A 14,583-nucleotide genomic window follows, 5' to 3' on the forward strand; every position below is an offset into this window, starting at 1 on the left:
TACGGGTGATGACCATTGCCTTGCAGCGGGCCCTGGGTGGTAATGCACCTAGGGCCTGCTGCCAAAAGCATGGGAGCGGCGTTGCCGCGTTTACTTAGCCGCGGTGGCCTTGGCCGGCGCCAGCTCGTTGAGCAGCACGGGCAGATCCTTCAACAACCGGTCGACTTCCTGCGGGTTGATGCCGTCGTAGAGGCCGCGCACGTGGCCCTGCGGGTCGACGAGGGCGAAGGCGCCGTTGTGCACAGCGCCGCCGGGGGCGGTTTTGTCGCGCTCCACGGCGGCCATATAATTGCCCGCCAGGCGGTAAATGGTGTCGCGCGGGGCCGTTACGAAGTGCCACTGCCGGGCATTTTGCACGCCCAGGCGCTGGGCGTAGTCGCGCAATACGGGCAGGGTATCGTGCTCGGGGTCGATGGTGTGCGACACGAAGCTCACGCGCGGGTCGTTTTTGTACTTCTCGTACACGCGCAGCATCTCGCTCGACATTTTGGGGCAGATGCTGGGGCAGGTAGTAAAGAAGAAGTCGGCCACATACACCTTGCCGGCAAAGGTGGCGGGCGTAACGGTTACGCTGTCCTGGTTGAGCAGCGTGAAACGCGGAATGCGCGGATACACCGTGTCGCCGGGGGCCACTACTTCCGGCTCGCCCAGCATGGGCAGGCGGGCGGTAGTGGGGGTGTCGGCAGAGTTAAAGCGGCAGGCGGGCAGTAGCAGGGCGGCCGTAGCCAGGCCCAGCAGCGAGCGGAAAATCGGGGTGCGAAACATCATCAGTGGGAAGAAGCAGCGGGCTTGGGCGCCGTACCCAGCAGGGCTCGGGCCGAGTCGATACTCTGTTGCATTAAAACACCCACGGAGTCGATCTGGTGCTGCTGACGCTGAAAATATGCCAGCACGCGCTCGTGCCGCACGGTGTCGGCTGGCTTGCGGTACTGGTGCATCCAGCTCATCATGGCCTGGTCGGCGGCCAGGAGCGAGCGGCGCTGCCGGCCGGCCGCCGCGGTATCGGGCACGGTGGCCAGCTGCTGGCGCAGCTGGTACAGCTCGCTCATGCGGGCCATCAGGGCATCGTGGCGGGCCATTAGCTGCTGCTCGGCATAGGCCTGTTTCTCTTCGTCGCTCTGAAGCTGCAGGCAGCTCGAGGCCGCAACGGCCAGCAGCGGCAAGGCCCGCAGCCAGCCTGGGGTGCTACGTCGGGTGTTCACGGGTGCAAAGGTAGCCCGCCATTGATTATTTGGTGTGCCCGCCAAGCAAAGCGGGGCTGAGCACCGCCCAGCCCCGCCAAAGGGTTAAAAGTTCCAGTGTTGCTCGCCGTACTGCCACAGCCAGGCGGCCACGTGCCAGAGGCCCCAAGCCACCAACCCGAACATCAGCAGCAAGCCTACGGCCACGGCTGCGATAATGCCGGTGCCGCGGCCCTGGTAGCGCCCCTCGGCGTAGTGGCGGCGCAGCAGGCGCACGTTGCGTTCGTTGCTCTTGTAGGCGAAATCGAACACGTTGCCGATGATGGGGATGCTGCCGATGAGGGTATCGAGCAGCACGTTGAGCACCATGAGCACGATAACCTTGCGCGAGGCGCCGTGGCGTACCATCGTCATGATGAGCGTGGCCGACACGGCAAAGGAGCCTAGGTCGCCCACGACGGGAATGAGGCCCAGGAGCGGATCGAGGCCGAAGCGAAAGTTAGTGCCGGGCAACCGAAACTGGCTGTCCATGAGGTGGGCTACGTGGTCGACCCAGCGCAGGCGGGCGTCGGTATCGGGCGGCGAGCCGGTGCGGGTGTGGGCGTAGCGGTTGGGCACGGAAGCGGAAGTAGCCATGGGCGCAGGGGCGAGCCAAGGAGCTCAGCAGTTTACTTGTACGCAAACCCTAGGTGCTCGGATAAACATGCGGCGCGGGCAGCCGCTGGGCACAGCTTCGGTGGGTTAGGGGCGGCGAGCAGGCCTGCCCCGCCGCGGCGCCGCTCCCGCCGGGCAGGCGCGTGCGGCGGCACCTAGGCGCCGATCACCAGGGCCGCCAAAGCCCGGCAGGCGGCCGGCAACAGCACGAGCAGCCATAGCAGGCGGTGGCGGGTTGGGTAGCTGATAACGAGTGGCATAACAAGCTATTTGTCAGTAACCAGTGCAGCCAGGCAGGGCTGAATAATCGCGCCAAGGTAGCTGGCCCGCTGGTACCGGCAACCACGGCCCGGATGTTTACTTCTTCGACGAGAGCAAGTCGATCCAGCCGTCTTCGCTTACTACCACCGCCAGCGTGGGGTAGCGGGCACTTTCGACGTAGCGCACGGCCGAGTTGTAGCGCGAGCCGCGCGAGGAGTCGCCTTTTTCGGTGGCCAGCCCGTCGAGAATGGCCCCAATGGCAAAGCATGTGCCTTGCGGATCGATGAGCACGGCGCCGTCGATGTTGGTGACGAGGCACAGCACCGAGGGCGTGATAAACCTAGGGGCCACCCGGAAGCTCTGCCGCGTGAGGCGCTTGGCCTCGGCCGCCGCGTTTTCCGAAATAACCAGAATGGTGCCGGTGCGCTGCGTGGTGGCCTTCATGGTCAGCTCCCAGAGGTTTTCCACGGTGCTGGCGTCGAGGGCAGGCCAGAGGCGCTGAATGGTGGCCGCAAAAAACTGCTCGTTGATGCGCGCCTGCGGCAGCCGGGGCGTGCCCGATACCACGCGCATCATCAGCTCCTTGTCGTGGCTGAGCTCCCAGTTGTGGTGGGTGGTGAAGCGCACCATAAACAGCGGCTCGTACTGCTCGTCGGCCGGTTCGGCCAAGTGCCCCAGGCCAAATACCTGGGTGCCATCGGAGATAAGCGAAGTGCGGCCTTCGCTCATTTCGAGCAGCTTGCGCACGGAGCGGTGGTCGCGCAGGGGCACCGGGGTTTCGAGCGTGAGCACGGGTACCACAGCGGGGTGGTTGCGGCGGGCAATGAGCATGGTGCCTTTGCCCTCGATGCCCTCGTGGCGCAGGGCGGCCACGCCGTTGCAGGCGTCGTAGAGGCCGTGGTTGCCGCTGGAGGGGGCGTGCATAAAGCGCCGGCCGGCGGCGCGCAGCAGCTCGTTGTAGTCGCGGTCGAGAATGGGGCGGTCTTCTTCCTGGTCGAGGTCGGTGCCGCGCAGGGCCTTGCTGCAGTCGAGCAGAAACTCGCGCACTACCGCGTGCAGCAGCGACACCGGGCGGGCATCGGGCGTTTTGGGGTTGGCGGGCAGGGCGTAATAGCTGGCAAAAGGCTCGGCCGAAAGCTGCAGCACCGCCATGATGAGGTAGCCGTTCAGCAGCACCGGCATCGAGCAGAACACGCGGCGGCCCAGGCCCGTGGCTTTGCTTTCGAGCTCCAACTCCACGGCGCGGCGCAGCAGCAGGTACCAGCGTTGCTTTTCGAGGCGGTCCTGCTCCTCGTGGTACAGGTGGTACACGGGCTCGTAGGTGCCCTCGCGCTCCAGCGAGTTGGCGCGCTCCTTTACGTGGGCGAAATCGGCGGAGGTGTAGTCGTGCGAGCCGGCCTCGAGGCGCACGGCATCGGGCGATTCGCTGCCCCGCGACACCGCCAGGCCCACCAAAAACACATCGGGCCGCAGCGTACGATCGAGCAGGTTAAATATGCCCTCGGCGAACAGCTGCGCCGATACCCGGAACAAACTTTGGTATTCCCACATCAGGAGGTAATAAAGCAGGCTGGCCGCAGCACGGCCTCCAACATGAGGCATGGTACGTGCAAAGCGGCCCGAGGTATACGAAAGCCCGGCCGCCGGGCTTGCCAGCCCGCCGGCAAAGCCCGTAACAATTTGGCTGCAGGCAGGTTGAAGCACTACCCGGGAACCAAGAAGTATTGCGCGCCCCGGGGAATTGCTTTAACTTGGGTAACAGGCTCCGGCCTTCATTTTTTGGCCCTGCGTTGGTATGCTGGTGGATCTACTTCTTGGTGGGATTTGTGCGTTGATGTGGCTGCCGCTGGTTACGGGTTATTGTGCCCAAAGCTACGGCCGCTCGTTCTGGTTGTGGTTTGCGCTGGGCTGCTGTTTCCCAATCGTTTCCTTCTTCGTGCTTTTCGGGCTGATCTACCGCTCCGAGCGCGACCCGGGCAACCATTTGCTGGAAGAAGCACGCCGCATTTTGGCCGAAGCCGAAGCCCACGAAGTGGAGCCCCTGGGCGAATAACCACACCTTTCCGGCGCACCTGCGGGCCGCTTGCCGCGGCCTAGGTGGCCGTGTGCTGCAGCCATTGCGCCATGCCCCGGGCAGCCCAGGCCCCGGTGCTAAAGCACCCCTGCAGCAGGTAGCCGCCCGTGGGCGCTTCCCAATCCAGCATTTCGCCGGCCACAAACACGCCGGGGCGGCGCAGCAGCATCAGGTGCTCGTTTACTTCCTCGAAGGGTACGCCGCCGGCCGTGCTGATGGCTTCGTCGAGGGGGCGCAGGGCCGTAATGGGTAGGGGCAGGGCCTGCAATAGTTTGGCTAGCCGGGCAGTATCGGCCAGGGTGGCCGCGGGGGCCACCTCGCGCAGCAGCGTAGGAATGGGTGGGCCCAGCTTCAGGTGTTGGCGCAGCACATCGGGCAACGAGCGGCCGCGGCGGGCTTGCTGCAGCCGTTGCAGTACCTCGGCAGGCCCTAGGTCGGGTTTGAGGTTGAGCAGCAGCTGGGCCGGCACTTGGGCTTGCAGGGCCTCCCGAATGGCGGGCGTAAGGGCGTACACCGGGGTGCCCTCGAGGCCGTATTCCGTCAGCATTACCTCGCCGCGCGCCTCGTGTTGGCCGCAGCGCAAAAGCACGTTTTTCAGCGGCGTGCGGCCCACCTTCTCCCGAAAAAAAGCCGACCAGGCCACCTCTACCCCGCAGTTGCTGGGCCTGAAGGGCACGCTTTGCAAACCCAGGGCCTGCTCGAGTACCGGCAGCCACTGGCCATCGGAGCCGGTTTTGGCCCAACTGGCGCCGCCCAAAGCCAGCAGCGTAGCCCTGGGCGCCACCGAAAACTCGGTGCCGGTACGCTCGTTGCGCATCAGCAGCCCGCCGCCGGGGCCAAAACCCAGCCAGCGGTGGCGGGTGTGCAGCTGCACGCCCAGGTGCTCGAGGCGCTGCAGCCAGGCCCGCAGCAGGTGGGCCGGCTTGTGCTCCTCAAGCGGAAACACGCGCCCGCTGCTGCCCACGTACGTGGCAATGCCCAATTGGGCAGCCCAGCGGCGCAGCTCGGCGGGCCCAAAGTGCCCTAGGTACTGCTCGAAGGCTTGCCGCCGATGACCGTAGCGCGGACCGAAAGCGGCCACCGGCTCGCCGTTGGTGAGGTTGAAACCGCCGTGGCCGGCCACCAGAAACTTCCGCCCCGGCGTGGCCTGCGCCTCGTACACGGCTACGCCTTGCACCCCGGCCTCGGCCAGGTGTTGGGCGGCCACCAGCCCGGCCGGGCCGCCGCCAATAATGGCTACTGTGGGGTGCTGCTGCATGGGCGTATGGGCTGCAAACTTAACCATGCCGGGGCCTTATAACCCGCCAAACCCGGCCGGGCTGCGTATGTTGAGCGCATGGGACCGTACTCCATCCTCATTTACCTGAGCGTTGCCATCATCCTGTCGTACCTGTTCGACATGGCCGCGCGGGCTACCAAAATACCGTCGGTGCTGATGCTATTGCTCACGGGCATAGCCATTAAGCAAGCCGTCGACTACGCCGGGACGGCCGTGGTGCTGCCCCAGGTTACATTGCAGCTGCTCGGCATTGTGGGCCTGATCATGATCGTGCTCGAGGAGTCGCTCAACCTCAAAATAAACCCCGAAAAAGGCCCGCTGATCCGGCGCGCGTTTGTGGCCGCCGCCGTGATGCTGCTGGTGCAGGCCCTGACCATTGGTTGGCTGCTGCAGTTGTACCTAGGGATGCCGTTCCAGACGTGCCTGCTCAACGCCGTGCCGCTGGCCGTTATCAGCAGTGCCGTGGCCATACCCAGCGTGGCGGGCCTCGGGGGCGAAAAGCAGGAGTTTATCGTGTACGAAAGCACGTTTTCCGACATCCTGGGCATCATGTTTTTCAACTTCGTGGCGCAGGACAACTTCGCGCAGGGCGTGTCGGTGCTCACCTTCGGCCGCGACATCATCGCGGTGGTGCTGGTATCGGTGCTGAGTACGGTGGTGCTGGCCTTTCTGCTCGATCGGATTCGCCTGCACGTCAAGTTCTTCCTGATTCTGGCATTCCTGATTCTGATTTACTCGCTGGCCAAAAAGCTGCACTTGTCGTCGTTGCTGGTGGTGCTGGTGTTCGGCCTCACGGTTAGCAATGCCGAGCTGTTTTTGCGCGGGCCGGTGCGCCGTTGGCTCCGCCTCGAGCGCCTGCAGGAGGAGCTGCATCAGCTGCAAAGCATCACGGCCGAGTCGGCTTTCCTCATCCGCACGTTCTTCTTTTTGCTTTTCGGCTTCTCCATCACGCTCAGCAACGTGCTCGATGCGCGCCTGCTGCTGCAAGGGGCGCTGATTGTGGGCGTGCTCACGGCCATTCGCTATGTGTACCTGCGCTACGTATCGCGCTCCAGCCTGGTGCCGGAGGTGTTTATCGCGCCCAAAGGCCTCATTACCATTTTGTTGTTTTACAGTATTCCCGAGAAACACCTCATCGAGGGCGTCAGCGAAAACATCCTGTTCGTGGTAATCCTGCTCACCGGCCTGCTGATGCTCGTCGGGCTTCAGCTGCCCAGCAAAGAGCCCGCCCAGTTGGGGGAATATTAGGAGCTTGGGAGTTAAAGAGTTTTGCGTTTAGGAGTTGGGCAGGCTTGTTATCCTGACGAGGAACCTCACCCCCAACTCCCTCTCCCAAGGAGAGGGGAGCCAGGCGACCTAGGGCCCGGCTGTCATGTCGAGCGAAGCGAGACATCTGGCGTGCTGTCGTCCGTTAGCATACACTCCCCCTCTCTTTTGGAGAGGGGGCCGGGGGGTGGGGTCCCGGTAGAGCTCTTCGCTTGGCTCAGGATGACAGGTAGGAACGGTCAGGCCTGGATGTAGTTGGCTCCTATTCCAACTACTCATCAGCTTAACTCTCAAAACCTACCGACTCCTGAACTCAAAACTCGCAAACTCACCAACTGCACTTACTCGCTTTCCTTGATGAGCTGTTTGCGGTAGCCGGCCAGGATGGCCGATTTGAGCAGGAAGCCAACGTAACGGCCGTTTTTGAGCACCGGCAGCGCCCATACGTTGAGCTGCTCCATGCACCGCAAAATGTCGAGCAGGGTATCGTCGACGTTGATGGTGGCGGGGGGCTCGGTCATCAGGTCGCTTACGCGGGTGGTGTTGTAGTGCTCCTCGTCGAACAGGGCGTCGCGCACCTGATCGAGGGAAATGATGCCGACCAGGGCCCCGTCGTTATCCACCACCGGAAAGAGGTTGCGGGTGGCATGGCGGAAAATGTCTACCAGTTCACCTAGGGTTGCATCGGGCTGAATGGGCTCGAAATCGGTTTCCACCATTCGCGGCAAATCGAGCTGGGCGAGCAGGCCCCGGTCGCGGTCTTGGTGCACATACACGCCGCGCTGCACCAGCTTGCGCGTGTACACCGAGTACGGCTCGAAGTAGCGGGTGATGATGTAGGAGCAGCTCGTTACGAACATCAGCGGCACAAACAGCGCGTACCCGCCCGTGATTTCGGCGATTAGGAAGATGGCCGTGAGCGGCGCGTGCACCACGCCGGCCAGCGTGCCGGCCATGCCCAGCACCACAAAGTGCACCTCGGGCACCACAAACAGGCCGCTCAGGTTGATCAGCCGGGCAATGACAAAACCCAGCAAGGCCCCCGAAAACAACGACGAGCCGAACATGCCGCCGTTGCCGCCCGCGCCAATGGTAATGCACGTGGCAAACACCTTCAGGAGCATGGAGCTGCCGGCCACCAGCAGCAGAATCCACACATTTTCGTCGCGGTACACCGAGAAAATACTCGCATCGAGCAAGTGGCTGGGCTCGCCGCTCAGCAACGACTGCACAATGTTGTAGCCCTCGCCGTAAAGCGTCGGGAACAAAAATACCAGCACGCCCAGGGCCGTGCCGCCGAGCAGCACCTTGCGGTACGAGCCGCGCCACCGCTCAAACCACTTTTCGGCCGCGAAGTAAATGCGGATCATGTAGACCGAAAGCAGGGCCGCGCCCAGGCCCAGCAGCAGGTAAAACGGCACCGTATCGACGGACCAACTGGTGGTAATCAGCACGAAGGGCTGGCCCGAAAACAGCAGCTTGGACACCAGCGTGGCCGTGGCCGAGGAGATGAGCAGCGGAATGAAAAACGGCGCCGACAGCTCGCTCAGCACTACCTCCACCGCAAACAGCACCCCCGCAATGGGCGAGTTAAAGATGGCCGCCACGCCGGCCGCGGCGCCGCAGCCCACCAGCAGGCGCCGCTCGCGCCGGCTCACGCGCAGCACGCGGGCCAGGTTGGAGCCAATGGCCGAACCCGTAACCGAAATGGGCGCCTCCAAACCCGCCGACCCGCCAAACGTAACCGTCAGGAACGAACTGACCCACTGCGAGTACATGCGCGAGCGGGGTACCACCGAGCCTTGGCGCGCCACCGAGTAGATGATGGGCCCGATGCCGCGCCCCAATTGCCCGCCCAGCACGTAGCGCGTAAAGAGCACCGTTAGGGCAATGCCGATGATGGGGTACAGAAACAGCGCGAATACCCGCTTTTGCTCGGGTACCCAGCCGTAGAGCAGCTCCTGGCCCCAGTGCACACTGTTTTTGAGCAGCACGGCCGCCAGGCCGGCCAGCGCACCTACCAAAATGCTCACCATAATCAGGTATAGCCGGTCGCTTACGTGGCGCAGGCGCCAGAGCAGCAGCGGGCTAAGCAGACGGTGAACAACGTTTTTGGGCATGCAGGAGGCGGTACTTGGCAGCGGGCTGAGCACGCCGCAAACATCCGGCCGTTTTGGCTACTCGCATGATACGGATAAAAATCAATGAGTAGCTAAGTAGATGAGCAGATGATTGGATGACTTGGATGAGTAGATGAGAGGATGAATGGCTGAGTAGACAACTGCGGGTGCAGAAGCGGCATCAATCCAGCTCTACTCAGCTACTCATCCACTCATCCGCCCATCCGCCCATCCACTCGTTCACCTCTACTGCACGGCCGCCGGCTCGGGGTAGCCCTGCTGCACCAGCTGCTGCCGAATAGCCTGCATCAGCTCGCTTTTCAGCTCTTGCGTGCCGCGGCGGTAATCCTCCGAAAAGGTCCAGAAATAGATGTGGAAGGTGGCCTTCGGGCCTTCTGTTTTTTCCAGGATGATGTAGGGCGTGTGCGGCTCGTCGCGCTCCACGTCTTTGAAACCGCGCACAAATACCAGCAGCATTTCGCGTACGCGCTCCGGGCCGGGGTCCTGGCCCACGTCAACGGTTACCTGGAAGTCCTGGCGGATGTGCCCGTCGCGGGTGTAATTGATGAGCGGCTCGCGCAGCACCATGGCGTTGGGCAGGTAAATGTGCTTGCCGTCGAAGGTTTTGATGAGGGTGGTGCGTAGGTTCAGTGCTTCCACGCGGCCCATCAGCTCCTTGTTATCGCGAATCTGGATGGTGTCGTAAATGCGAAACGGTCGGTTGAATGCCAGCACCACGCCGGCAAGGAAATTTTCGGCAATGTCTTTCAGGGCAAAGCCCACCACAAAAGCCGTGAGGCCGGCACCGGCCACCATGCCGCCCACCAAGCCCGTCATGCCCAGTACCTGCAGCACCACCGTGAGGCCCAGCAGGATAAGAGCCCAACGGGTGAGGCGCGTGAGGAACTCGGCCAGCAGCGGGTCGTGGGAGCGGGCGTGCAGGCGGCCGCCCACCAGGCGGCTGATGCGGTTCGACAGAAAAAGGGCAATAATCAGCAGCACAATGGCCACCACGGCCTTGGGCAGCAGCTCGATGAGGTGTTCCCAGTAATGAACAAAGACGCGGTTGATATCGTCGAGAAGCATAAAACGGAGTTCGGTGGAAGAAAGCGGCTGGCTGGTAGCCGGGCGCTGGCAGCTGAACCTACGCATCAACCTGTCCGCAGGGTTTTTGGGCTGGTTGAGCGGTGGGGCTGGCCCGCCCGCAAACGCAGCGCCCGCGCGGCCTACTGTTGTAAGCCGGCGCGGGCGCTGCGGTGAGCAAACCGGTTCCTGGGTTACTCGGCGATGTCTTCGTTCCAGAGCGTGGGCTCGGCGGCGATGAAGTCTTCCATCATCTGCACGCACTCGGGCAGGTCGAGGTCGATAACTTCCACGCCGTGGCTTTCCATAAACTCGCGGGCCCCGTCGAAGGTGCGCGATTCGCCCACAATCACCTTCGGAATTTTGAACTGCACGATGGTGCCGGCGCACATGTAGCAAGGCATCAGGGTGCTGTAAATCACGGTGTCGCGGTAGGTACTTTGGCGGCCGGCGTTGGTGAGGCAGTCCATTTCGCCGTGCTTGATGGCGGAGCCTTCCTGCACGCGCTTGTTGTGGCCTTTGGCTACTATCTGGCCGTTGCGTACCAGCACCGAGCCAATCGGAATACCACCCTCGGAGCGGCCCAGGCGGGCTTCGTCGATGGCGGCTTGCATGAATTCGTCCATGGGAAAGAAATAGGTTTTGTGGCCGCAAAGGTAGCAGCTAGCCCACCGTTGCGCGGCCGACAGCCCTAGGTGATGCCGGCCGAGTAGCCGGCCGGGAGCAACGGCAGAAGCGCAGTAAGCAGCTGGGCTAAAATGCCTGCCCGCGGGCCCAGTCTTCGGCCGACTGCTTTTGCTGCGGGGTAAAGTGCTTGATGAGGGCCGGCGTGAGGCTGGTGCCCAACCCCACGGCGGCGTTTACCAGGGCGCTATCTTCGGTAATCACGGCCACGCGGTTAAAATCTTTGTAGTGCTTGATGTCCTGCCGGATTTCCTCCCACAGCGCCCGCAGCGAAATGCCGTCGAAATGGCGCACTTCCACGCACACGTTCACCTTGTTCCAGCGGGCAATTTTCTGCTCCAGCACGGGCACCACCTGGTCGTAATCGGCCCGCGAAATGGGCCCGTTGATGATGAACGTGAGGAGGTTGTGGTCGGGATGATCAACGGCTCGGAGCATGGCCTTGGCAATTATTAGTACTGCATTGGTTACGCGTTGGTGGCCACAGGGTTGATTCTTCGCTACGAGAGGAAGTAGCGCGACCAGAACACCCAACCCCAAAGGAGCGGAAATACGAATGGGCTGACAATCAGGCAGCCGTATAGTATTGCTGGGAGCTGATCGTGGTGAGCAACCGAGGAAAAGCACATGCCTAGGTACAGCACAGTCTGAACAGCCAAGGTTGCGCTACCTGTCGCCGCAAAAAAGGACGAATATGGGCGTTTGCGTTTAGCAGGTGTAGCACTCCTCCTTAAGAAACCGGCTAAGCAAGCTGTTGCCAACAGGCCAATAAGTCCTGGGCACAAGTAAAGCAATGCGTATTGCTGAAGCGCCGCTAGCATCCTTTCCTACCTAGCGCAGATGCCCTTGTAGGGGCACCACTGGCACACGTTCAGGTCGTCGGTTTTGCGGATGGGCTCCTGGGGGTCGAGCATGCGGTCGACGAGGCGGGTGAGCACCTGCTGGCTGGTTTCCTCGAACAGCTGGCCGTCGGCCGTCAGAAACCCTAGGTCGGCGGAGAGCGGGGCAGGGTCGGGGCTGCGCAGGGGCACGATGGCGGCATCGGCAGCGGCATAGCCGCGCTGGGCCAGCATCAGGCGGTAAAGCCAGAGCTGCCGCACTTTATCGGCTCCGCCGCCGGCTTCGGTTACCATGCGCTCGATGGCCTCCTGGGGGGTGCGTTTGCTGCGGCTGCCGCCCATCAGGTTGAGCGAAGCGCCGTGCACCGAGCCGGTTTTGTAGTCGATGATGCGGCGGCGGCCGTCGGGTAGCTCGTCGATGCGGTCGGCAAAACCGATGAGGCGCACCGCCACCCGGTCGCCGGCTTTGGTTTCAACAAACACGGTGCCGTGCAGCTGTTCTTCCAGGCCAACCACTTTCAGGGGGCCATCGGCCTGGATTTGCGCAATCAGCGAATCCAAATAGCGCTGCACCAGGTGGCGGCCCACGCCGCGCAGCACGTGGTTCAGGCCTTCGTCGGGCAGTTGCTGGCGGGGGGTGGTGGTTTCGTTGCCGTCGTCGAGGGCGAGGCCACGCTCCAGCAAATCGGCCACGCGCGGCTTCCACGATTCAACGTCGTCGGCCCCGATGGCGTGGCCGGCCGTTACGTAGGGCCGCATCAGCTCCTCCAGCACGTAGTGGACGGCCGTGCCAAACACGTCGGCCCCTAGGTCTTCGGCCACGGTTTCCTGCTCCTGAAACTTGGCCACCCGCGAGAAATAAAACTGCAGCGAGCAGGTGAGAAACTGATTCAGGCCCGAGGCCGACAAGCCCCGCTCGAGCAGCCCCCGAATGGCCCCCAGCATTTCCCAATCCTTCTCGAGCACCAGGTCGCCCTCGTATTTTTGAGTTGTCAGTTGTCGGTTGCCAGTTGTCAGGTGCTGGTCGAGTGGCAACTGGTTTGCGGGGGCAGTGGCCGAGCCGCGGGCTACTTCGCCGCCTACTTCAAACCCTTCGGGCGTAACCGTGGCCGAGGCGGTCAGGTCGAGCACTTCGAGGTTGGGGTTCTGAATCCTTAAGTCGTTTTCGATCTGCAGCAAAAAGCGGCTCCGCTCGCCGGCCTGCACGCCCTCCGAGCCCGGCAGAATATGCACCAGATCGACGCGCCGGGCCCGCTGCAACAGGCGCCAGAACTGGTGCGAAGTAGCGGCCTCGTGCTCGGCGTAGGTGGGCATGCCGTACTTGGTGAGCACGTCGTAGGGGAACAACGAGGTGTTGCGCTTGGGCGCGGGCAGGATGTTCTCGTTGCAGCTCAGGATGATGATGTGGTCGAAATCCAGGGCGCGGGTTTCGAGCAAACCCATTACCTGCACCTGCGCGATCGGCTCGCCCGAAAAGGGCAGGCGCGTGCGGCCCATCTGCTCGTACAAAAAGCGGCGGAACGAGCGCACCGAAGGGCGCTGCTCGCGGCAGTCGAAAGCCGAATCGAGCTGACGGACGAGGGTGTAGAACAGATACAGGTACTCGGCCTCGATGGCGGTGTGCTCCTGGCGGTACACATCGCGCAGCAAATCAATTACTTCGTAGCAGGCACGCACCACGTCGTCGCAGTTGCGCCACGGGCGGAACAGCGCCTCCACCAGCGGGTGGTGCCGGCCTAGGTCGCGCAGCTCATCTTCGGAAAGCAACACAGAATTGCGCTTCACGATTTGGCGGCAGATGTCGTCGAGCACGCCGTGGTAGGGCTGCTGCTCGGGCTGGTGGTCGAGCCATTGCTCGTAGCGGCGCAAAAAGGGGTGCGCCAGCAGCTTGGTTACCGTGAGGTGGTGGTAGCGTCGCACGCCGTAATCGGGGCCGGTTTCGCCTTCGCGCACGCCCGTGAGGTGCACCTCAAACAGCAAGTCGATGAGGTTGAACAGGGGCGTGCTGCGGAAGCTTAGGCCCATGGTTACGTTGAACTGCGGCACCTGCTCGGGCGGCAAGCCGTGCAGCACGGGCAGCAGCAAGGTTTCGTCGGGCAGCACCACGGCCACCGAGGCGTTGGGCGCGGTTTGCAGCCCTTCGGCCACCAGCTGCCCGGCTACTTTGCCCTGCATCGAGTTGTTGGCCACGCCAATCATGCGAATCTGGCGGGGCAACGTGCGCAGCAAATCCTCGGGGCCGGTTTCGGCAAAGCCAAAGGCCGCGGGCCCTAGGTCGAGGTACTCGGCAATGCGCCGGAAGGGCAAACCGGCCCGATTCGGCGACTCGCCATCGAGGTAAAACCGGTCGGTATCGAAGCGTACTTCGGCCTTGGCCTGCTTGAGCAGCAAACGGATGAGGTACTGCTCGGCCCGCGACAACGTGCCCAGGCCCAGGAAGATGTGCTGCGGCACCTGCGCCGCATCGTCCTGCAGGCGCTTCTGCATGCGGTCGACGGCCAGGCGGTATGCCAGGCCAGGGTAGGCCAGGGCCTGGTCTTTGAGGCGACGGCGCAAGCGGCGGTAGACTTTCTCGAGGTCGTCCCAGAAACGGAACCACGCCGCCGTGGCCGAGGCCGGGGTGGGCGTGTCGGTTAGGTCCCAGCGCTCCAGGGCCTTGGCTTCGGAGAGGTACTCGAACAAACCGGCGGGGTCCGCGAGGTTCTGGTCGAGAGCCGAAAAGTCGTCGAGCAGCAGCCGTGACCAGCCCGTGAACAGGTCGAAATCCAGCTTGGGGTCGAGCTCCCGCAGAATGTCGAACAGCATGAGCTGCAAGGCAATGGGCTCTTCTACCTGCACGCCGGCCAGCTCCACCATGTAGTCCTCCATGGAGGCTACCCTAGGGCTCCAGATGGCCTCGCCCTTGGGGGCCGCCAGCGCCAGCTCGTTTTTCAGGTACACCACCGCACGGCGGGTAGGCACTACCACCACTAGGTCCGACAGTTCGCTGCCCGAAAAGCGGCTAAGCAAATCCTGCGCGGCCTGGCGCAGAAACGGTTGGAGCGCAGCGGCATCGGGGGCGGAAGGTGAGAACGTCGAGGCGGCGGGCAATACGGAGGGCGTCATGTCAGGTAAAGATACAGCCGGGGGCCAAGTGCGGCCC

12 protein-coding genes are annotated in these 14,583 nt (G+C 63.1%); 2 read left to right on the plus strand and 10 right to left on the minus strand.

All coding sequences use genetic code 11. The features are described from left to right. Positions 1-90: 90 nt before the first annotated feature. The 4 genes from OIS50_RS03605 to OIS50_RS03620 form a co-directional block, all read right to left on the minus strand. Positions 91-768: an SCO family protein gene (locus OIS50_RS03605; protein ID WP_264692963.1), complete on the minus strand. Its 678-nt coding sequence runs from the start codon at positions 766-768 to the stop codon at positions 91-93. Continuing rightward, positions 768-1,202 carry a hypothetical protein gene (locus tag OIS50_RS03610; RefSeq protein WP_264692964.1) on the minus strand — a complete coding sequence of 145 codons (435 nt, stop codon included), beginning with the start codon at positions 1,200-1,202 and terminating at the stop codon, positions 768-770. The genes OIS50_RS03605 and OIS50_RS03610 overlap by 1 nt, the downstream gene beginning before the upstream one ends. A gap of 84 nt (positions 1,203-1,286) precedes the next feature. Then, the gene (locus tag OIS50_RS03615; protein ID WP_264692965.1) at positions 1,287-1,817 is read right to left on the minus strand and encodes a DUF4112 domain-containing protein; all 531 of its coding nucleotides are present in this window, start codon (positions 1,815-1,817) and stop codon (positions 1,287-1,289) included. 375 nt (positions 1,818-2,192) lie between these two features. Continuing rightward, positions 2,193-3,698, minus strand: coding sequence for a diadenylate cyclase (locus tag OIS50_RS03620; protein WP_264692966.1), 1,506 nt, complete (start codon positions 3,696-3,698; stop codon positions 2,193-2,195). 199 nt (positions 3,699-3,897) lie between these two features. On the opposite strand from OIS50_RS03620, the gene OIS50_RS03625 reads away from it, so the two are divergent. Next, positions 3,898-4,149, plus strand: coding sequence for a bacteriorhodopsin (locus tag OIS50_RS03625; protein WP_264692967.1), 252 nt, complete (start codon positions 3,898-3,900; stop codon positions 4,147-4,149). A gap of 40 nt (positions 4,150-4,189) precedes the next feature. On the opposite strand, the gene OIS50_RS03630 is transcribed toward OIS50_RS03625, so the two are convergent. Continuing rightward, complete coding sequence (locus OIS50_RS03630) at positions 4,190-5,455, minus strand: BaiN/RdsA family NAD(P)/FAD-dependent oxidoreductase (RefSeq protein ID WP_264692968.1); 1,266 nt, start codon at positions 5,453-5,455, stop codon at positions 4,190-4,192. 51 nt (positions 5,456-5,506) lie between these two features. On the opposite strand from OIS50_RS03630, the gene OIS50_RS03635 reads away from it, so the two are divergent. Further along, positions 5,507-6,697: a cation:proton antiporter gene (locus OIS50_RS03635; protein ID WP_264692969.1), complete on the plus strand. Its 1,191-nt coding sequence runs from the start codon at positions 5,507-5,509 to the stop codon at positions 6,695-6,697. A 359-nt stretch (positions 6,698-7,056) separates the two neighbouring features. On the opposite strand, the gene OIS50_RS03640 is transcribed toward OIS50_RS03635, so the two are convergent. The 5 genes from OIS50_RS03640 to OIS50_RS03660 all read right to left on the minus strand — a co-directional run bounded on the left by OIS50_RS03640 (position 7,057) and on the right by OIS50_RS03660 (position 14,546). Further along, the gene (locus tag OIS50_RS03640; RefSeq protein WP_264692970.1) at positions 7,057-8,835 is read right to left on the minus strand and encodes a chloride channel protein; all 1,779 of its coding nucleotides are present in this window, start codon (positions 8,833-8,835) and stop codon (positions 7,057-7,059) included. A gap of 246 nt (positions 8,836-9,081) precedes the next feature. Next, the gene (locus OIS50_RS03645) at positions 9,082-9,921 is read right to left on the minus strand and encodes a mechanosensitive ion channel family protein (protein ID WP_264692971.1); all 840 of its coding nucleotides are present in this window, start codon (positions 9,919-9,921) and stop codon (positions 9,082-9,084) included. 191 nt (positions 9,922-10,112) lie between these two features. Continuing rightward, entirely contained in the window at positions 10,113-10,544 is a 432-nt protein-coding gene (locus tag OIS50_RS03650; RefSeq protein ID WP_264692972.1) for a nucleoside deaminase, read from the minus strand. Between the two features lie 127 nt (positions 10,545-10,671). Continuing rightward, positions 10,672-11,040, minus strand: coding sequence for a SpoIIAA family protein (locus OIS50_RS03655; protein ID WP_264692973.1), 369 nt, complete (start codon positions 11,038-11,040; stop codon positions 10,672-10,674). 389 nt (positions 11,041-11,429) lie between these two features. Next, a complete protein-coding gene (locus OIS50_RS03660) occupies positions 11,430-14,546 on the minus strand; it encodes a PD-(D/E)XK nuclease family protein (protein ID WP_264692974.1) in 3,117 nt (1,038 codons plus the stop codon). Positions 14,547-14,583 lie beyond the last annotated feature (37 nt).

The organism is Hymenobacter sp. YIM 151858-1, from assembly GCF_025979705.1.
GTDB lineage: Bacteria > Bacteroidota > Bacteroidia > Cytophagales > Hymenobacteraceae > Solirubrum.

Bases quoted from the DNA above. Each gene is read 5' to 3' on its own strand.
- OIS50_RS03645 (WP_264692971.1), bottom strand. From the start codon at position 9,921: ATGCTTCTCGACGATATCAACCGCGTCTTTGTTCATTACTGGGAACAC.
- OIS50_RS03620 (WP_264692966.1), bottom strand. From the start codon at position 3,698: ATGCCTCATGTTGGAGGCCGTGCTGCGGCCAGCCTGCTTTATTACCTC.
- OIS50_RS03635 (WP_264692969.1), top strand. From the start codon at position 5,507: ATGGGACCGTACTCCATCCTCATTTACCTGAGCGTTGCCATCATCCTG.
- OIS50_RS03655 (WP_264692973.1), bottom strand. From the start codon at position 11,040: ATGCTCCGAGCCGTTGATCATCCCGACCACAACCTCCTCACGTTCATC.
- OIS50_RS03605 (WP_264692963.1), bottom strand. From the start codon at position 768: ATGATGTTTCGCACCCCGATTTTCCGCTCGCTGCTGGGCCTGGCTACG.
- OIS50_RS03615 (WP_264692965.1), bottom strand. From the start codon at position 1,817: ATGGCTACTTCCGCTTCCGTGCCCAACCGCTACGCCCACACCCGCACC.
- OIS50_RS03640 (WP_264692970.1), bottom strand. From the start codon at position 8,835: ATGCCCAAAAACGTTGTTCACCGTCTGCTTAGCCCGCTGCTGCTCTGG.
- OIS50_RS03660 (WP_264692974.1), bottom strand. From the start codon at position 14,546: ATGACGCCCTCCGTATTGCCCGCCGCCTCGACGTTCTCACCTTCCGCC.
- OIS50_RS03650 (WP_264692972.1), bottom strand. From the start codon at position 10,544: ATGGACGAATTCATGCAAGCCGCCATCGACGAAGCCCGCCTGGGCCGC.
- OIS50_RS03630 (WP_264692968.1), bottom strand. From the start codon at position 5,455: ATGGTTAAGTTTGCAGCCCATACGCCCATGCAGCAGCACCCCACAGTA.